At 70.1% G+C, this 17,041-nt stretch carries 19 protein-coding genes; 3 read left to right on the forward strand and 16 right to left on the reverse strand.

What is annotated here, in order from left to right; all coding sequences use genetic code 11:
* Window positions 1-15 precede the first annotated feature (15 nt).
* The 3 genes from AB0878_RS31825 to AB0878_RS31835 are packed head-to-tail and all read right to left on the reverse strand — an operon-like array spanning window position 16 to window position 2,673.
* Entirely contained in the window at window positions 16-1,461 is a 1,446-nt protein-coding gene (locus tag AB0878_RS31825; RefSeq protein WP_366583904.1) for an LCP family protein, read from the reverse strand.
* A gap of 55 nt (window positions 1,462-1,516) precedes the next feature.
* Window positions 1,517-2,260 (reverse strand): SDR family oxidoreductase, encoded by a 744-nt coding sequence (locus AB0878_RS31830; protein ID WP_366583905.1) that lies wholly within the window; start codon window positions 2,258-2,260, stop codon window positions 1,517-1,519.
* Window positions 2,257-2,673: a VOC family protein gene (locus AB0878_RS31835; protein WP_285973836.1), complete on the reverse strand. Its 417-nt coding sequence runs from the start codon at window positions 2,671-2,673 to the stop codon at window positions 2,257-2,259. The genes AB0878_RS31830 and AB0878_RS31835 overlap by 4 nt, the downstream gene beginning before the upstream one ends.
* Window positions 2,674-2,742: 69 nt before the next feature.
* On the opposite strand from AB0878_RS31835, the gene AB0878_RS31840 reads away from it, so the two are divergent.
* The gene (locus AB0878_RS31840; RefSeq protein WP_366583906.1) at window positions 2,743-3,405 is read left to right on the forward strand and encodes a GntR family transcriptional regulator; all 663 of its coding nucleotides are present in this window, start codon (window positions 2,743-2,745) and stop codon (window positions 3,403-3,405) included.
* On the opposite strand, the gene AB0878_RS31845 is transcribed toward AB0878_RS31840, so the two are convergent.
* The 4 genes from AB0878_RS31845 to AB0878_RS31860 all read right to left on the reverse strand — a co-directional run bounded on the left by AB0878_RS31845 (window position 3,402) and on the right by AB0878_RS31860 (window position 6,773).
* The gene (locus AB0878_RS31845) at window positions 3,402-4,667 is read right to left on the reverse strand and encodes an MFS transporter (protein WP_366583907.1); all 1,266 of its coding nucleotides are present in this window, start codon (window positions 4,665-4,667) and stop codon (window positions 3,402-3,404) included. The genes AB0878_RS31840 and AB0878_RS31845 overlap by 4 nt on opposite strands.
* Window positions 4,664-5,194, reverse strand: coding sequence for a helix-turn-helix domain-containing protein (locus AB0878_RS31850; RefSeq protein WP_366583908.1), 531 nt, complete (start codon window positions 5,192-5,194; stop codon window positions 4,664-4,666). The genes AB0878_RS31845 and AB0878_RS31850 overlap by 4 nt, the downstream gene beginning before the upstream one ends.
* An 89-nt stretch (window positions 5,195-5,283) precedes the next feature.
* On the reverse strand, window positions 5,284-5,421 hold the full coding sequence (locus tag AB0878_RS31855; protein ID WP_366583909.1) for a hypothetical protein: 138 nt from the start codon (window positions 5,419-5,421) through the stop codon (window positions 5,284-5,286).
* The gene (locus AB0878_RS31860; protein ID WP_366583910.1) at window positions 5,421-6,773 is read right to left on the reverse strand and encodes an OFA family MFS transporter; all 1,353 of its coding nucleotides are present in this window, start codon (window positions 6,771-6,773) and stop codon (window positions 5,421-5,423) included. Before AB0878_RS31860 ends, AB0878_RS31855 begins: the two co-directional genes overlap by 1 nt.
* Window positions 6,774-6,895: 122 nt before the next feature.
* On the opposite strand from AB0878_RS31860, the gene fdhD reads away from it, so the two are divergent.
* The gene (gene fdhD / locus AB0878_RS31865; protein WP_366583911.1) at window positions 6,896-7,720 is read left to right on the forward strand and encodes a formate dehydrogenase accessory sulfurtransferase FdhD; all 825 of its coding nucleotides are present in this window, start codon (window positions 6,896-6,898) and stop codon (window positions 7,718-7,720) included.
* A 10-nt stretch (window positions 7,721-7,730) separates the two neighbouring features.
* Here the strand turns inward: fdhD and AB0878_RS31870 are convergent, their stop codons facing one another.
* Window positions 7,731-9,092: a carotenoid oxygenase family protein gene (locus AB0878_RS31870; protein WP_366583912.1), complete on the reverse strand. Its 1,362-nt coding sequence runs from the start codon at window positions 9,090-9,092 to the stop codon at window positions 7,731-7,733.
* A gap of 624 nt (window positions 9,093-9,716) precedes the next feature.
* On the opposite strand from AB0878_RS31870, the gene AB0878_RS31875 reads away from it, so the two are divergent.
* Window positions 9,717-10,607: an alpha/beta hydrolase-fold protein gene (locus tag AB0878_RS31875; RefSeq protein ID WP_366583913.1), complete on the forward strand. Its 891-nt coding sequence runs from the start codon at window positions 9,717-9,719 to the stop codon at window positions 10,605-10,607.
* Between the two features lie 19 nt (window positions 10,608-10,626).
* Here AB0878_RS31875 and AB0878_RS31880 read toward each other — a convergent pair whose 3' ends face one another.
* The 8 genes from AB0878_RS31880 to AB0878_RS31915 form a co-directional block, all read right to left on the reverse strand.
* On the reverse strand, window positions 10,627-10,836 hold the full coding sequence (locus tag AB0878_RS31880) for a hypothetical protein (RefSeq protein WP_366583914.1): 210 nt from the start codon (window positions 10,834-10,836) through the stop codon (window positions 10,627-10,629).
* A 136-nt stretch (window positions 10,837-10,972) separates the two neighbouring features.
* Entirely contained in the window at window positions 10,973-11,326 is a 354-nt protein-coding gene (locus AB0878_RS31885; RefSeq protein ID WP_366583915.1) for a hypothetical protein, read from the reverse strand.
* A gap of 145 nt (window positions 11,327-11,471) precedes the next feature.
* Entirely contained in the window at window positions 11,472-11,885 is a 414-nt protein-coding gene (locus AB0878_RS31890) for a hypothetical protein (RefSeq protein ID WP_366583916.1), read from the reverse strand.
* A gap of 77 nt (window positions 11,886-11,962) precedes the next feature.
* Window positions 11,963-13,258, reverse strand: coding sequence for an ATP-dependent Clp protease ATP-binding subunit ClpX (clpX, locus tag AB0878_RS31895; protein WP_360600373.1), 1,296 nt, complete (start codon window positions 13,256-13,258; stop codon window positions 11,963-11,965).
* 234 nt (window positions 13,259-13,492) lie between these two features.
* Entirely contained in the window at window positions 13,493-14,146 is a 654-nt protein-coding gene (locus AB0878_RS31900) for an ATP-dependent Clp protease proteolytic subunit (RefSeq protein ID WP_220242917.1), read from the reverse strand.
* Between the two features lie 25 nt (window positions 14,147-14,171).
* Window positions 14,172-14,771 (reverse strand): ATP-dependent Clp protease proteolytic subunit, encoded by a 600-nt coding sequence (locus tag AB0878_RS31905; RefSeq protein ID WP_366583917.1) that lies wholly within the window; start codon window positions 14,769-14,771, stop codon window positions 14,172-14,174.
* Between the two features lie 142 nt (window positions 14,772-14,913).
* Window positions 14,914-16,302, reverse strand: coding sequence for a trigger factor (gene tig / locus AB0878_RS31910; protein ID WP_366583918.1), 1,389 nt, complete (start codon window positions 16,300-16,302; stop codon window positions 14,914-14,916).
* A gap of 138 nt (window positions 16,303-16,440) precedes the next feature.
* Window positions 16,441-17,034 carry a TetR family transcriptional regulator gene (locus AB0878_RS31915; protein ID WP_366583919.1) on the reverse strand — a complete coding sequence of 198 codons (594 nt, stop codon included), beginning with the start codon at window positions 17,032-17,034 and terminating at the stop codon, window positions 16,441-16,443.
* Window positions 17,035-17,041 lie beyond the last annotated feature (7 nt).

The following is a 17,041-nucleotide window of genomic DNA, read 5'->3' on the forward strand; positions in this document are numbered from 1 at the left end:
GAGACGAGTGCGCCGTCAGTTCACGCAGTTCTCCGCGGCGCCCGTGATCGGTGCGTCCCCCGCCCCGGCAGCAGCTCCTCCGCCCGTGTCCCCACTGCCGGTGCCGCCGCCCGACGACGTGCCCGGTCCGGCGTAGACCTGGCCGAGCGTCACCTCGATGTGGCCGGCCGGCACGTCGGCGGACTCGGCGGTGGCGAGGCCCCCCAGGAGCTCCGCCACCGCCTTGCCCTGGGTGGCCAGCGCGGCGCCGTACCGGACCAGTGAGGTGCGGCGCGCGGCGGCGTTGCCGGTGGTGCCGGGTGCGAAACCCTTGTCCTTCAACACGTCCGAGACGCGCTGGGCCAGACCACTCGCGTCGCCTGCGTTGGCCACGTCCACCACCACACCCGAAGGTGCTTGCGGTTTCGAGGAAGTCGGCGGCGCACCGATCAGGCTCGCCGCGAACTGCTTGACCTGCGCGGGATCCACCTGCACCGCCGTCGCGCGCGGGTCGCTCTTGCTGTAGCGGTAGTCCGGGTTCACGATCGGGACCGTCGAGAACTGGATGCCGCCGCCGGAGATCCCCCGCATCTGGCCGACGAAGTCGAGCAGGTTCCAGGAGTCGTCGAGGACCACGGACTTCTTCACGGCATCGATGAGATCGCTGACCTTGCCCGGGTTCGAGAGCGTGCCCGCCGAAAGGACCTGGTGCGCCAGCGAAGCGAGGAACACCTGCTGACGGACCACGCGGTCGATGTCGCCGCGGGGCAGCGGCTTGCGCTCGCGCACGAAAGCGAGCGCGGCGGCGCCGGAGATCTTCTGCGGCCCGGCCGGGAAGTTCGCGCCGGAATCGCGGTCGGACGACGCCTGCTTCAGGCACACCTCGACGCCGCCGACGGCGTTGCTGATGTCGTAGAAGCTCAGCAGGTTCACCTCGGCGAAGTGGTCGATCGTCACACCCGTGAGGTCCTCGACCACCTGCCGCGTGGCGCGCCGCCCGGCTGTGAGCGACTCCTGCTCGATCTTGTCCTTGTCGGTCTCGCCCGCGGCGCGCAGTTTCTCGGCCTCGGCGTTCTTCGCGCGGCCGAATGCGGCGTTGATCTTGCCCTTCTGGCCGCCCGGCAGGGTCACGTACGAGTCGCGCGGGATCGAGAACGCCTTCACCGTCTGCGTGCCGTTCGGGATCCGCAGCACGATCAGGGTGTCGGTGAGGTCGTCGCCGTTGGGCCCGGCCCGCAGTTCACGCAGGACGTCCGCCGGGAGCGGGTTGCCCTTCTCGTCGGTCCGCGAGTCGCGGCCGACCAACAGGATGTCGAGCGACCCGTCGGCCGGCTGTTCACCGGGTCGGGGCTGCTTGCCGGCGTCGATCACGCTGCTGCGCGTGACGTCGTCGAGTGAGCTCAGCGTCGAGTAGCCGTAGGCCGTGCCGGCGAACACCACCAGCGCCAGCGTCGAGACGACGATCTTCCCTGCGATCCGCACGCCCTACCGACGCATTCGTGCCGCCGCCTGCTGCACGCGTGACCCAGTTCACAGCTCAGCGCAGGTAGGAAGCGCCGTTCAGGTCGAGGATCGCGCCCGAGGCCCAGGTCGCCTCGGCCGACGCGAGGTACACGACCGCGTTGGCGATCTCCTCCGGCTCCGCCACCCGGCCGAACGGGCTCTGCTCCCGCACGGTGTCGGTGATCCGGTGCGCGACGCGTTCGGTCGCGGTGAACCCGGGTGCCACCGAGGTCACCGAGATCCCGTGCGGCGCCAGCTCGACCGCGAGCGACTGGCCGAGCGCGTGCAGCGCGGCCTTGCTCGCGCCGTACGCGGGGTGCTCGGGTTCGCCGCGGAACGCGCCGCGCGAGCCGACGTTCACGATCCGCCCCGGCGCCTTGCGCGCGATGAGGTGGCGGGCGACGTGGAAGGACAGGTTGGCGGCGCCCATCAGGTTGACGTCCAGCGTGCGCCGCCAGACTTCCTGCCAGTGTGCGTAGCCGACGGTCGCGACGGGTGTGGACGTCTCGGGGGTCGTCCCGACGGCCGCGTTGTTCACGAGCACGTCGACGCCGCCGAGCAGCTCCTCGGCAGTGTCCGCGATCCGTTGCGCCGCTTGGGGATCGCCGAGGTCGCCGCCGACGAGCACATGACCGTCGCCCGGGAGTGCGGCGAGCGTCTCCTCGGCTGCTTCGGCGTTCGATCCATAGTGGACGGCCACCCGGTCACCCCGGGCGGCGAAGGCGTGGGCGATCGCGCGGCCGATGCCGCGGGAGCCGCCGGTGACGAGGACGTTCACTTCGCGAACAGCTGCGCTTCGTCGCGGAACGCCTTGAACTCCAGGGCGTTGCCGGCCGGGTCGTGCAGGAACATCGTCCACTGCTCCCCCGGCTCGCCCGCGAAGCGCTGGTACGGCTCGATCACGAACTCCGTGCCGGCGCCGCGCAGGCGGCCGGCGAGCTCGTGGAAGGAGTCGACGTCGAGGACCAGGCCGAAGTGCGGCACGGGCACGTCGTGGCCGTCCACGGGGTTGCGGCCGGCCTCGGCTTTCGCGCCGGGCACCACGTGCGTGACCACCTGGTGGCCGCGGAAGTCCCAGTCCACCCACGCGTCCGACGACCGGCCCTCCGCCAGGCCGAGCACGCCGCCGTAGAACGCGCGGGCGCGGGCGAGGTCGTCGACCGGGATGGCGAGGTGGAACGCGGGGCGCATGGGCTCTCCTTCGGCTCACGGTGGCTCCCCCACCTTGAAGTGCTCATGTCCGAATGTCAACATTGACCGATGGAGCCCCTGCAGAAGGCCGCCCGGCGCGGCCTCGCCGAGGAAGCGGCCGACCGCGTGCGCGACGCGATCTTCGCCGGCCACTTCCCGCCCGGCGCGCCCCTGCGCGAGGTCGAGCTCGCCGCGGCGCTGGAGGTCAGCCGCGGCTCGGTCCGCGAGGGCCTCGCCCTGCTCACCCGCGAGGGCCTCGTCCGCGGCGGCTGGCACCGCCCGACCACGGTCGTCGAGGTGACCGCGGTGGACGTCGAGGAGGTGTACTCCGTGCGGGCCGCACTCGACCGCCTGGCCGCGGTCACGGCTCGCACGCGGTCCACTGTGGACGATCTGGCCGCCCTGGACGACCTCGTCGCGGCCCTGTCGTCCGCGGTCTCGTCCGGCGCGGACGGCCCGCAGTTGCTGGCGTTGGACATCGCGTTCCACGACCGCGTCTACGCGGCCGCAGGCAACCGTCGCCTGACGGAGGCGTGGGAGGCGGTGCGTTCGCAGGTGTTCCTGTTCCAGCTGCAGCGCGTGTCGCTGGGCGGCTCGCAGTACCGCTCCCACGTCGTCGCCGAACACCGCGAACTGGCGGCCCTGATCCGGGGCGGCGACGCGGCCGAGCTGGACCGCGTCGCCGCCGACCACGTGGACTCCGCGCGGCGCCGGCTGCTGGCGGAGCTCTAACCGTCCACTCTGGACTCCAGCGCCCCTTTCACCTTGGCGTTGCTGGTCATGCTCATCGTCACCACGGTCATCGTCAGCAGAACCGCCGCCGCGGCGAAGTACGGGGTGCGCAGGCCCGCCGCCGAGGCGAGCCAGCCGCCCAGGAGCGCGCCGAGGGGGCCGGCCGACAGGGCGACCAGACGGGAGGCCGCGGCGACCCGGCCCATGAGCCGGCCCGGGACGATCGCCTGGCGCAGCGACCAGCCGAGCACCATGGTGGTGGCCATGGCGCAGCCGCAGAGGGCGAACATGGCGCCGGCGAGCCACGGGTTGCCCGCGAGTCCGAAGACGAGAATGGACGCGCCCTCCACGACGGCCGTCAGGGTGAGCGCCGTGCCCGTGCCGAGGAGTTTCTCGAGCGGTCCCGCCACGACCATCGCGCCCAGCAACCCGCCGACCGCGTCCGCGGCGAGCAGGAAGCCGTAGCCGACCGCGGACAGGCCCAGCGTGTCCTGCGCGAACAGCACCAGCACCGCGCCCACCGCGCCGAACGCCAGGTTGCCGACCGCCGGCCGCAACGCCAGCCCGAGCAGCAGCCGATCCCGGACGACGTACCCGAACCCCTCCCGCGCGTCCGCCCACACGCCGCGGCCCTCGACCCGCTCGGGCACCGGCGCCGGCGGCAACGTCCGGATCAGCAGCGCACTCGCCACGAACGACACGGCGTCCACCAGGAATGGCATCGTCCGCGCCAGCGAGAACAGGAAGCTGCCCACCGGCGGCCCCGCGAACTGCCCGGCCGCCGTCGACGCACCCCGCAGCCGCCCATTGGCGCGGCGCAGCAACGTCTGGTCGCGCCCGAGCAGGTCCGGCAGGTAGGCCTGCGAGGCCACGTCGAAGAACAGCTCCCCCACGCCCAGCAGGAACGCCAGCGCCAGCAACGCCGGGATCCCCAGCGCCCCGACGGCCCCCGCCACCACCGCGAGGGCCAGCAACAACGCCTGCCACAGATCCGCGACCCACATCGTCCGCCGCCGGTCCCACCGGTCCACCAGCGCGCCCGCCACCAGCCCCACCACCAGGTGCGGCAAGACCATCGCCACCGACACCAGGCTGATCACCACGGGATCCTTGCTCAACGCCACCGCGAACAACGGCAGCGCCGCCGCATACGCCCCGTCCCCCAACGCCGACACCGTCGCCGCTCCCCACAGCCGCGCGAAGGCGGGCGGCATCTTGGGCGCCGCACCCGAGCGGCGGAGAACACGCACCATCACGCTCATCGCGCCGCCCCCTCGCCGGGCCGGAAGAACGCCACCGCGACCGTCGCGGCGGGTTCGTCCGGTTCGCGGGCCGCCTGCATCTCGTCGAGCAGCGCGCCCAGGCGGCACTCGAACTCCGCGTAGCGGGACTCCCCCAGGCGCAGGTGCGCCATGCGCACGTACCGCGCCCCCTCCGGGGCGGTGGCCAGGTCGTCGATCGCGTGCTGCAGCAACACGTCCCGCTGGCCGGGTGCCGGGTCGGGCAGCACCACGGACTTCGCGACCATGCCGTAGTAGCGCTCCACCACGCCACGCACCTTGCGCGTCCGGACGACGTGGATCAGACCGGCGCGTTCCAGCACCCGGACGTGATAGCTCGAGCTCCCTTTCGCGAGGTCCAGGCGTGCGGCGATCTGCGTGATCGTCGCGGGCCCGTCGCGCAGCACGGCGAGCACGCGGTGGCGCACCAGGTTGTTCACCGCGCGCAGTTGTTGAGTGGTCCGCACCTCGACGCTGTCGGAGGGCGGAACGTAGTCGTCCCCAGTCACGAGGATCAATGGTCAACGACTCTTGACCATTTGTCCAGTGAAAAACCCCCGGAAGGATCCGGGGGTTCTCACGGAGCGAAAGTGACCGATCAGCTGCTGAACAGGTCGATGACCTTCAGGATCAGCTCGTAAACGCCGTACACGAACGGCACCAGCACCCACAGCCACGCGACCACGAGCAGCGCGGTGCGCCCGGCCGGGCGTCCTTCCACGTTCGGTGCGCTCATCACGCCTCACTCCCCACCTGGGTGCTCGCCACGGGTTCGTGGAACTTCGCCTTGACCGGCCGCACGAACTCGTTGGCGATGAAGCCGACCACGAGCAGTGCGATCATGATGTAGAACGACGTCGCGTAGAGGTCCGGACCACTCTTGCCCGCGGACTTCTCGCTGTCGGCGATGCCGTCGACGATCAGCGGCCCGAGCACACCGGCGACCGACCACGCGGTGAGCAGCCGGCCGTGGATGGCGCCGACCTGGTAGTTGCCGAACAGGTCCTTCAGGTACGCCGGGAGCGTCGCGAAACCGCCGCCGTAGAACGAGAGGATCAGCATCGCGCACAGCACGAACAGCAGCTTCGACGAGTTCGTGGTCAGCGCGATGATCAGGTACAGCACCGCGCCCACGCCGAGGTAGAAGCGGTAGATGTTCTTGCGCCCCACCAGGTCCGAAGTGGACGACCAGACGAACCGGCCGAGCATGTTGGTGAGCGAGAGCATCGCGACGAAACCGGCGGCGGCGGCCGTGCTGACCGGAGCCGAGGTGCCCTTGAAGAAGTCCGTGATCATCGGCGCGGCCTTCTCCAGGATGCCGATGCCGGCGGTCACGTTGAGGCACAGCACGATCCACAGGCACCAGAACTGCGGTGTCTTGAGCGCGTTGGCGGCCGAGACGTTGTGCGTGGAGACGAGCTTCCGGGTCTCCAGGACCTTCGGCTCCCAGCCGGCGGGCTTCCACCCGTCGGCCGGCACGCGCACGATCAGCACGCCCATCGTCATGAACACCGCGTAGACGATGCCGTGGATCAGGAACGCCACCGCGATGTCGCTCGCGGTCGGCGTCGAGCCGAGCATCGCCGAGGACCACGGCGAGGCGATGAGCGCGCCGCCGCCGAAGCCCATGATCGCGATGCCCGTGGCCATGCCGGGCCGGTCGGGGAACCACTTGATCAGCGTCGACACCGGTGAGATGTAGCCGATCCCGAGGCCGATACCGCCGATCCCGCCGTAGCCCACGACCACGAGCCAGAACTGCCCGGTGGCGACGCCGAGCGCCGCCACGAGGAAGCCGGCGCCGAAGCAGATCGTCGCCACGAACATGGCCCAGCGCGGGCCGTTCTTCTCCACGAGCGTGCCGCCGAACGCCGCCGACAGGCCGAGCATCACGATGCCCAGCTGGAACGGCAGCCCGGACTCCGTGCCCGAGAGGTGCATGGTTTTCTCGAGCGGCGTTTTGAACACGCTCCATGCGTACGCTTGACCGATCGAGAGATGTATCGAGAGCGCTGCGGGTGGGACCAGCCAACGGGTCCAGCCGGGCGGTGCGACGATACGAGAGCGGGCCAGGAAGCCGAGGGCCATCGTCAGACTCCTCCGAACTGTGAGGTGATGCTGGGAATGTATTACTTATTCCCCGACGTTGCATCGGCTGGGTGTCGTAGATCGTCTGCGCACGTCTTCAAAGGCCGTTGAAAGGTGGACAGATGGGCAGGGTGACCGTCCGGCGACCGGTGCGGAGGATTTCCTCGACCGGTGAACGTCGTCGCCCCGACTCACTGGCGGCCGAGGAGCCGTTGGAGATCCGGGTCGGCGGCAAAGCACTCGCGGTGACGATGCGCACTCCGGGTCACGATGTCGAGCTGGCCCACGGCTTCCTGTTGTCGGAGGGCGTGCTCGGGTCCCGCGAGGACATCGCGGCCGCGCGTTACTGCGACGGCGTCGACGACCAGGGGCGCAACACCTACAACGTGCTCGACGTGACACTCGCGCCCGGAGTGGCACCTCCGGATGTCGGGGTGGAGCGCAACTTCTACACCACGTCCTCGTGCGGCGTCTGCGGCAAGGCCGCGCTCGACGCCGTGAAGCTGAAGAGCCGCTTCTCGCCCGCGGACTCGCCGTTCGAGGTCAAGACCGACGTGCTGGTGAAGCTCCCGGATACGTTGCGGGAACAACAGAAGGTGTTCAAGTCCACCGGCGGGCTGCACGCGGCCGCACTGTTCACTCCGGACGGTGAGCTGGAGGTCGTGCGCGAGGACGTGGGGCGGCACAACGCCGTGGACAAGGTGCTCGGGTGGGCCGTGCAAGCCGGCCGGATCCCCGCGCCCGACTGCGGGCTGCTGGTTTCCGGCCGGGCCTCGTTCGAACTGGTGCAGAAGGCGGCGATGGCCGGGATCGGCCTGCTCGCCGCCGTGTCCGCTCCGTCCTCTTTGGCCGTTGAGCTGGCGGAGGAGAACGGCATGACGCTCATCGGTTTCCTGCGTGGCGACAGCATGAACCTCTACACGGGCGATCAGCGGGTGCTGACGTAGGCCGTTCGGGCTAGCCGATCGGCACCCAGTTGCCGTGGAAGCCGTGGGGCACCCGGTCGGGCAGGTGCACGGCCGCGACGGGCTCCAGCGTTCCCGCGTCGAGCAACGTCAGGTCGCTGCGCTGGGCGGCTGCGTCGAAGACGAAACCCATGAGCACGCCTTCGTCCTCGGCAGCGTCCACACGGGACGGAACGAACACGAACTCGCCGGGCACGCGGCCGGGCCCGAATCCGTGCCGCTGGGCGGTCCCGGTGCGCAGGTCGTGCTTGTACACGGCGCCGGTGAGGTTCGAGAGCCCGTCGACGGCCACGGCGTAGCCGTAGCGGTGCGCGCGCCCGACGCGACGCTCGTCGACGCGCGGGAACTCCTGGCCGTGCTCGTCGATCCGCTCTTCGAGGACCTTGCCCGCCCCGAGGTCGACGGTCCAGCGGTCGAGTGTCGGCTCGCCTTCGGTCGGGCCGTGCACGCCGTGGTCGAACACCTTGGGGTGGCGCACGACGTGCAGGACGATCCGGTCACCGTCGTCGTAGGCGTTGAGCGGGTGGAAGACGTAGCACGGCTCGACGTCGAACCAGCGCACGTCCGCGTTGTCCCCGTCGCGCGGCATCACGCCGACGCGCGCCGGGTATTCGGGGTTCCAGCGGTACGGCAGTGAGCTCACGCCCCGGCCGGAGCGCGCCGTGACCGGGTCGGGCACGTCGACGCGGGCCGGCGTCTGGTTGAGGTCGAAGGTCACGGGCAGGTCGTAGAAGATCACGTGTTTTTCGGTCAGTGAGAAGTCGTGCATCATCGGCTGGCCGGTCACCTCGATGTCCACGACGCGCCGCGCCCGCCCGTCGGTGCCGACGACCGAGTACCGCACGCGGTTGCCCAGCCCGAACGTGTAGGTGACGGCGTGCAGCTCGCCCGTGGCCGGGTCGCGCTTGGGGTGGGCTGTGTAGCCGCCGGGCAGCGTGCCGTCGAAGTCGCACGCGCCGACGGTGTCGAGCTCCTCGGTGAGCTCGTAGGCCGGCAGGCCGCCCTCGATGAGCGCCAGCGTGCGCCCGGCGTGCCCGATGACGTTCGTGTTGGCCCCGATGCCCATGTTGGGCGCTTCGGGGCCTTCCCCCAGCAACCCCGCGACGTGCGGCGTGCGGATCCAGCGGTTGCGGTACCACTCGGCCCGCCCGTCCCGCAGGCGGACGCCGTGGACCATGCCGTCTCCGAGGAACCAGTGGTAGCTCTCAGGGTCTTGGCGCGCGAGCGGGTTGGGCCCGTTGCGCAGGTAGCGGCCGTCGAGGTAGCCGGGCAGCTCCCCGGCCACGTCGAGCCGCGTGGCGGTGTGCTCGTGGGTGACGGGGGCGAAGTTGCCTTCGAGGAACTGGTTGGTCATGGTCGCGGTCCTTTCGTAACAGTGTTATTCATTGATAACAGAGTTATGGAACACTGGCAAGGCCCGGGTTTTCAGAACTGGCGCCGCGGCCGCGGACTCTGCACGATGATCGGTGGCACCCGGCAACGCGCGGATGGTGAGCTGCGTCCAGGTGGGTGGGAGTTTCGTGAGTGTGGCGTGGTCCGGGACGGAGGCCGAGGTGGACGGAGGGGTGAACCGCCGGGTCGTGCTCGCTTCCGGGGCGACTGCCGGGCAGTGCTGGTCTTCGGATGAACGACGTCTCCCCCTTCGCGGAGACGGCGTGAATCCCGCCGCCGGCACCGCGGCCGGGATCGCCGGGCCGGAGGCCGCGGTCGGCGGACGAACAACTGCTCCCCGGTACTCGCTGCCAGGCTCCGGTTCCACCGGCACCGTCCGCGCGCTCGTAGGCGAACCGACCGCAGCACGGTGCCCGCGGTCAGCGCGACGCGGCTCGTCAGGTGAACGGCGAGGCCGCCAGCCTCGCCCCTGGTGCCGTGTGAACGGCCGCACCAGCCGGCGCACCGCGCTCTCCGCCGGGCCGGCTGCCGCGGGGCTGACGCCGCTCGACCGACTGAGCGCCCGAGGCCTCGCCGGCGGTGCCGCATGAGCGGCCGCGTCAGCCGGCGCACGGCGTTGGTCGCCGGGGTGGCCGGCCTGGGTGTCGCCGGGGTGGCGGCGGCGACCGCGGCGGGGCTGTCGCCGCTCGGGCAGGCGCTGGAGGTCCTCGGGGTCACCGCCGGGTCGCCGGTCACGCAGGTCGGCTCGTTGCGCGTCGAGCGGGTGCATTCCGCCGCGCGGGGCCGCGACGTGGATCTGGTGCTGTTCCTGCCGAGCAAGAAGCCGCCGGCCGGGCTGCCGATGTCGCTCATGCTCCACGGCCTGCACGGAAACGCCCGCAGCGCCGCCCCCAGTGGTCTGCTCAAGCAGCTCGCCGCGGACGTCGCGCGCAAGGCCGTGCCCGCGCACGGCTACGTCGCCGTCGACGGAGGCGACAACTACTGGCACGAGGTCCGCCCCGGCGACGACCCCATGGCGATGCTGCTGGAGGAAGTCCCGCGCTGGCTCGCGGCGCGCGGCCTCGGCGGGGCGCACGGCCTGCCGTTCGCGTGCGCAGGCGTGTCGATGGGCGGCTTCGGCGCGATGGTCTACGGCCGGCGCCGCGCGGAGCGTCGCCAGCCGCCGGAGGCCGTCGCGGCGATTTCGCCGGCGTTGATCACGAACTGGCCCGAGATGGCCAAGCGCCACATCTTCACGGGCCAGACGGACTGGACGTCACTCGACCCGCTGCGCCACCTCACCGCGCTACGCGGCATCCCGACGGCCCTGTGGTGCGGCACGGAGGACTCCTTCATCACCGGCGTCCGCCGCTACATCGCGGCCACCCACCCGGCCATCGGCTACACGGCGAAGGGCATCCACAGCGACACGTTCTTCCACTCCGTCGTGCCGAGCCTGGTGAGCTTCGTCGGGAAGCACGTGCCCCGCGCGGTGTGAAGTCACGCGATCGCGCTCATCACCTGCTCACGCAGCCATTTGTGGCCCTTGTCGAAGTTCTGGCGGGCGTGCCGGACAGGTAGTACGGCAGCGGCCGCAGCACGCGCAGCTCCGGCGCGACGCCGGCCACCATCCGCTCCGGCGTCGACAGCACCAGGTCGGTCCCGACCACCGCGGCCGGCGCGGCGGCGTGCGACGGCAGAGTCAGCGCCGCGGCTGACGCATACAACCCATGGCAACTATGCCCGCGACGCAATCGCGGACGACGTTGTTACCGGATAACGGTTGTGCAGCAAGGGAAATCCGCTTCACCAGGACGAGCCGGCTTCCGGGCGATCCAAAAGCGACGGACGCCCCGCTCGAGATCAGCTCCGAGCGACCAGCACCAGCACGATCAACCCGGTCACCAACCCACCCGCCGCGAGGCCACTGCACCACGCCAGCCCGCGCAGGTCCCGCACGGTACGCGCCCGCCACAGCGCCCCCAGCGTGACCACGAACGGCAACACCGGCCACACCGCCCCCAGGTCGCCACGCCGCACCGCCACGACGAGCGCGAACACCACGAACAAGCCCGCCAGCCCGCCCAGCGACCAGTACAGCTTCGGCGCCGCGAGCGCACTCCCCCGGAACACCTCGGAGCCGGACAGCCCGGTCCGGCGCGGGCCGAGGCCGAACTCGTCGGAACGCTCGTCGTCGGGCTGGTTCAGGAAGCTCATCCCGCCATCCAGCCCGCTCGCCTTCAGCCGCGCAACACGAAACCGATCAGCCTGGCCCGTGGGCCCGGCCTCCCGGGCGTGAACTCGCAGCACGCATCACCTCGGCCGGCTGCTGTGCCGATCGCTCAGCCGCTCAGCGCGAGCTTCAGGAAGAAACCCACCGAGCCACGACCGAGATCAGCCAGAACCCCACCATCGTCGCCAGTGCCGTCAGCAGGGCCCACCGCAGCTGCAGCCGGCGGGTGTCCGCGGCGCGCAGGAAGCGGAGGAAGTACCAGGCCAACGCGAACAGCGGCAGCGGGATCAGCGGCAGCGCCGACAGCCTCGTGCCCACCGCCACCAGGCAGACGACCGCGAAGACAGCCAGCATGATGTTGCCCGCGCGGTACAGCCAGGGGACGCGCGTCAGGATCGACGCGACGACGCGTTCACTCAGCTCGACGATACCCACCGACGGGGCATCGTTCGAGGCCGGCGGGGGCGAAGCGGCGTCATCCACGTCCGGCACCGACGTGGTGGCGTTGTCCCCTGGGGCTGCGGTCAGCGGCACGGTTGTCATCCTGTCCATTATCGCGCGTGCCGCGAACAGCCTGGCAGCGGACTCCCGCAAACGGCTCAAGCCGATCGGCTAACGGCTCAGGCCGACTTCTCACCACGCTCGCTGCGAGCCCGCCGGGACGGCTGCCGCGCGACGATCGTGGGGTTCACGTTCTCCCGCACGGTCTGCTCGGTGATCACGACCTTCGCCACGTCGTCGCGGCTCGGGATGTCGTACATGACCGGCTGGAGGACTTCCTCCATGATCGCACGCAGACCGCGGGCACCCGTGCCGCGCAGCATCGCCTGGTCGGCGATGGCCTCGAGCGCCGTCTTGGTGAACTCCAGCTCGACGTTGTCCATCTCGAAGAGCTTCTTGTACTGCTTCACCAGGGCGTTGCGCGGCTGCGTGAGGATCGAGACCAGCGACTCCTTGTCCAGGTGGTTCACCGTGGCGACCACCGGGAGGCGGCCGATGAACTCCGGGATCAGGCCGAACTTGATCAGGTCCTCGGGCATCGTCTCGGAGAAGACGTCGCTGCCCTCGATCTCGGCCTTGGTGCGGATCTCCGCGCCGAAGCCGAGGCCGCGCTTGCCGACGCGCTCGTTGATGATCTTCTCGAGCCCCGCGAACGCACCGGCCACGATGAACAGCACGTTCGTGGTGTCGATCTGGATGAACTCCTGGTGCGGGTGCTTGCGCCCGCCCTGGGGCGGCACCGACGCCGTGGTGCCCTCGAGGATCTTCAGCAGCGCCTGCTGCACGCCCTCGCCCGACACGTCGCGCGTGATCGACGGGTTCTCCGACTTGCGGGCGATCTTGTCGACCTCGTCGATGTAGATGATGCCCGTCTCGGCGCGCTTCACGTCGTAGTCGGCGGCCTGGATCAGCTTGAGGAGGATGTTCTCGACGTCCTCACCCACGTAGCCGGCCTCGGTCAGCGCCGTGGCGTCCGCGATGGCGAACGGCACGTTCAGCAGCTTCGCGAGCGTCTGCGCCAGGTAGGTCTTGCCGGTACCGGTCGGCCCGAGCATCAGGATGTTGGACTTCGCCAGCTCGACGGGCTCGTCCTTGGAGTCCTTCGGCCCGGCCTTGTCGTCGGCCTGGATGCGCTTGTAGTGGTTGTACACCGCGACCGCGAGCGTCTTCTTCGCGTCGTCCTGGCCGATGATGTACTGCTCGAGGAACTCGCGGATGTCCGCGGGCTTGGGAAGCTCGTCGAGCTTCACCTCGCCGGCTTCGGCCAGCTCCTCTTCGATGATCTCGTTGCAGAGGTCGATGCACTCATCGCAGATGTAGACCCCGGGGCCGGCAATGAGCTTCTTCACCTGCTTCTGGCTCTTCCCGCAGAAAGAACACTTCAGCAGGTCGCCGCCGTCACCGATCCGTGCCATGGCCGTTGACCTCGTCCCCTCCGGTGCGCGGTACGCACCTGACACTGTCTTGCCGCTCCGACCGGGAGCCGGCTGCTTTCGCGCCGACCGACCGGAGCTTCACGCACTGCCACTGACGGTACCCGTCCGAAGCCGCGAGCGGGAACACCCGGGCGAGGAGAAGGCACGTCAGAGGTCGACACTAGACCAGAGAGCCGGTGCGTGTCGCCGATTCGACACGCACCGGCCCCGTGATCAGTTGGCGGAGGCCTTCCGGTACGGAAGGACCTCGTCGATCAGGCCGTAGGCCTTGGCCTCGTCGGCGGTCAGGATCTTGTCCCGCTCGATGTCGGCCCTGATCTGGTCGGGCTCCTTGTTCGTGTGCTTCGCCAGGATGACCTCCATCTGGCGGCGCACGCGCTGGATCTCGTTGGCCTGGATCTCCAGGTCCGAGACCTGCCCGTAGGTGCCCTCGGTGGCCGGCTGGTGGATCAGCACGCGCGCGTTGGGCAGCGCCATGCGCTTGCCCGGCGTGCCGGCCGCCAGCAGCACCGCGGCGGCCGAAGCGGCCTGGCCGAGGCACACCGTGGAGATGTCCGGGCGGATGTACTGCATGGTGTCGTAGATCGCCATCAGCGACGTGAACGACCCACCCGGGGAGTTGATGTAGATGCTGATGTCGCGGTCCGGGTCCTCGTGCTCGAGGTGCAGCAGCTGGGCCATCACGTCGTTGGCCGACGCGTCGTCCACCTGCACGCCGAGGAAGATCGTCCGCTCCTCGTACAGCTTGTTGTACGGGTTGGACTCCTTGACGCCGTAGCTGGTCCGCTCGACGTACGACGGCAGGATGTACCGCGACTGCGGAGTCTGCGGAGCCCGGAAGTCACCCGGGAGCCGGTAATTGCTCATGAGAGGTCTCCTGTGTGCTTCGCGCTCAGTTGTTCGAGGTGATGCCGGCCGACAGCACGTGGTCGACGAAGCCGTAATCCTTCGCCTCCTGCGCCGTGAACCAGCGGTCGCGGTCGCCGTCCTTGACGATCTGCTCGGTGGTCTGCCCGGTCTGCTCGGCCGTGATGCGGGCGAGCTCCTGCTTCCACTTGTTGTACAGATCCGCCTGGATCGCGATGTCGGACGCGGTACCGCCGACACCCGCCGACGGCTGGTGCATCAGGATCCTGGCGTGCGGGAGCGCGTACCGCTTGCCCGGCGTGCCCGACGAGAGCAGGAACTGCCCCATCGAGGCCGCCATGCCCATGGCGTACGTGGCGACGTCCGGGCGGATCAGCTGCATGGTGTCGTAGATGGCGAACCCGGCGGTGACCGAGCCACCCGGCGAGTTGATGTAGAACCGGATGTCGGACTCACCGTCGTCCGCGTCGAGCAGCAACAGCTGCGCGGTGATCCGGTTGGCGATCTCGTCGTTGACCTCGGAGCCGAGGACGACGATGCGCTCCTGGAGCAACCGCTCGAAGACCGAGTCGGTGAGGGTGAGTCCGGAGGTGCCGGTCCGCCCCTCGGGCATGTGCTGCTTCACGTCTGCCTGCCTTTTTCGCCGGCGGCGGCCCTTCGTCGTGTCGGCCACCGCTGTCGTGTTCAGATGCTTGAGATCTTGCAACCGACCCTAACGAACTCGGGCGGTGCGGAATGCCCGACACCGCCCAAGTTCGCTCACAGCGTCACTCCGCAGGGGTCGCGGCCGCTTCCTCGGTGACCTGCGTCTCGTCGCCGGCCGGGGCGTCGGCCTCGTCGGCACCGAACAGCTCGGTCAGGTCGACCTCCGCGCCCGAGGCGTCCTTCACGGTCGTGCCCCGGACCACCGACGCCAGCGCCTTGCCGCGGCGCACGTCGGCGTAGATCGCGGTCAGCTGGCCCGACTGCTGGGCGCGCTGCACGTACTCGTCCGGGCTGATGCCGAAGCGCTGGGCCTGGTACATGATGCGCTCGGTGAGCTCACCGTCGTTGACGGAGGTCTTCTCGTTGTCGGCGATGGTGTCCAGCAGCAGCTGGGTGCGCACCGCCTTCTCCGACTCCTCCTGGACCTCGGCGTTGAACTCGTCCAGGGTACGGCCTTCGGCCTCGAGCGCCTGGGCGAACTTTTGCTCGTCGTGGTCGAACGGGTGCACGGCGTCGTGCTTGCGGTTCTCGATCTCGGCCTCGAGCACCTTCTCCGGGATCGGCACCTCGGTGCGCTCCAGGAGGATGTCGAGGACCTTGTCGCGCGCCTGCACGCCCTGCTGCATCTTCTTCACGCGGCCGAGACGCTCGCGAAGGTCGCTCTTCAGCTCGTCGATGGTGTCGAACTCGCTCGCGAGCTGCGCGAACTCGTCGTCGGCCTCCGGCAGCTCGCGCTGCTTGACCGACTGCAGGGTGACGGTGACCTCGGCGTCCTGCCCGGCGAACTCGCCGGCCACGAGCTTGGTGGTGAAGGTCTTCGTCTCGCCCTGGCTCGCGCCGACGATCGCCTCGTCGATGCCGTCCACGAGCTGGCCGGAGCCGATCTCGTAGGACAGGCCGGTGGTGGAGGCTTCCTCCACGGCCTTGCCGTCGACCGTGGCCGACAGGTCGATGGACACGAAGTCGCCGTTCTCGGCCGGGCGCTCGACACCGGTCAGGGTGCCGAAGCGGGCGCGCAGCTCGTCGAGCTGCTCGTCGACCTCCGCGTCGGTGGTCTCGACGTCGTCGACGCTCACCTCGAGGCCTTCGAGGTCGGGCAGCGCGATCTCCGGCCGCACGTCGACCTCGGCGCTGAACTCCAGGACGTCGCGGTCCTCGAGCTTGGTCACCTCGAACTCCGGCTGGCCCAGGGTGCGGACCTCGCCGGCGCGGACGGCCTCGATGTACTTGGCCGGAATGGCCTCGTTGACGACCTCGTCGAGCACCGGCGCACGGCCGATCCGGCTTTCCAGGACGCGAGCGGGCGCCTTGCCGGGCCGGAAGCCCGGGATGCGCACCTGTTCGGCGATCTTGCGGTAGGCGCGGTCGAAGTTCGGCTTGAGCTCGTCGAACGGCACCTCGACATTGATCTTGACTCGCGTCGGGCTGAGCTGCTCGACGGTGCTCTTCAAGGTCTTCTCCTCGAGCGGTAAACAATGGGGGTTGGACAGTCCCTCGGGACGGTCCCGGTCACCTGCCGACCGGGACGACCGAGTCTAGGCCCTTCGCCTCACCGGACCTGGTCGGGGGCACCCTGACACCCCTCCCGATCAGCGGTCGAGCATCCGCCCGAGCACCCAGCGCACATTCGTGGCCGTCCGCTCGACCGGCCCGCCGGGCTGCACCACGCGGCTGAGCAGGAGCCGGACGAACGTCTCGGCGAAGACGGACCACTCCGCTTCCGACAGCCCGCGTTCCGGGTACTGCGCCCGCAGCACGGGCGTCACCGCGGTCACGGCGCGCTCCAGCACGGCCTGCGAACGCGTGGTGATGAGCGGTAGCAGCTCGTCGCCGTCCTGGCCGCCCAGCACGGTCTTCAGCAGCGGGTTCACGCGCGCGGCCTCCACGATGTGGCAGAACGCGGCGGTGACGGCCTCGGCCGCGTCGCCCGGGTGGTGCGCGAGGATCTGGCCGACGGTGCCGGCGAGCTTGTCGGTCTCGCGCAGCACGAGGGCCTCGGCGAGCCCGGCTTTGGAACCCACCTCGTTGTAGACGGTCTGGCGGCTCACGTCGAGGTCGGCCGCGAGCCGGCCCATCGTGAGGTTCGCCCAGCCGCCCGTGCTGGTCAGCTCGGCCGCGGCCGCGAGCAGCCGCTCCCGCGAGCGCTCGCGCCCCGGGGACTCCTCGGCGACACCGGATTTCACGGGAAGC

Source organism: Amycolatopsis sp. NPDC047767, assembly GCF_040704195.1.
Taxonomy (GTDB): domain Bacteria; phylum Actinomycetota; class Actinomycetes; order Mycobacteriales; family Pseudonocardiaceae; genus Amycolatopsis.

What these genes read in the sequence shown, in the direction of transcription:
- AB0878_RS31875 (WP_366583913.1), top strand. Translation starts at nt 9,717, where the DNA reads ATGAGCGGCCGCGTCAGCCGGCGCACGGCGTTGGTCGCCGGGGTGGCC.
- AB0878_RS31870 (WP_366583912.1), bottom strand. Translation starts at nt 9,092, where the DNA reads ATGACCAACCAGTTCCTCGAAGGCAACTTCGCCCCCGTCACCCACGAG.
- AB0878_RS31845 (WP_366583907.1), bottom strand. Translation starts at nt 4,667, where the DNA reads ATGAGCGTGATGGTGCGTGTTCTCCGCCGCTCGGGTGCGGCGCCCAAG.
- AB0878_RS31835 (WP_285973836.1), bottom strand. Translation starts at nt 2,673, where the DNA reads ATGCGCCCCGCGTTCCACCTCGCCATCCCGGTCGACGACCTCGCCCGC.
- clpX (WP_360600373.1), bottom strand. Translation starts at nt 13,258, where the DNA reads ATGGCACGGATCGGTGACGGCGGCGACCTGCTGAAGTGTTCTTTCTGC.
- AB0878_RS31840 (WP_366583906.1), top strand. Translation starts at nt 2,743, where the DNA reads ATGGAGCCCCTGCAGAAGGCCGCCCGGCGCGGCCTCGCCGAGGAAGCG.
- AB0878_RS31860 (WP_366583910.1), bottom strand. Translation starts at nt 6,773, where the DNA reads ATGGCCCTCGGCTTCCTGGCCCGCTCTCGTATCGTCGCACCGCCCGGC.
- AB0878_RS31855 (WP_366583909.1), bottom strand. Translation starts at nt 5,421, where the DNA reads ATGAGCGCACCGAACGTGGAAGGACGCCCGGCCGGGCGCACCGCGCTG.
- AB0878_RS31900 (WP_220242917.1), bottom strand. Translation starts at nt 14,146, where the DNA reads ATGAGCAATTACCGGCTCCCGGGTGACTTCCGGGCTCCGCAGACTCCG.
- fdhD (WP_366583911.1), top strand. Translation starts at nt 6,896, where the DNA reads ATGGGCAGGGTGACCGTCCGGCGACCGGTGCGGAGGATTTCCTCGACC.
- AB0878_RS31885 (WP_366583915.1), bottom strand. Translation starts at nt 11,326, where the DNA reads ATGAGCTTCCTGAACCAGCCCGACGACGAGCGTTCCGACGAGTTCGGC.
- AB0878_RS31890 (WP_366583916.1), bottom strand. Translation starts at nt 11,885, where the DNA reads ATGACAACCGTGCCGCTGACCGCAGCCCCAGGGGACAACGCCACCACG.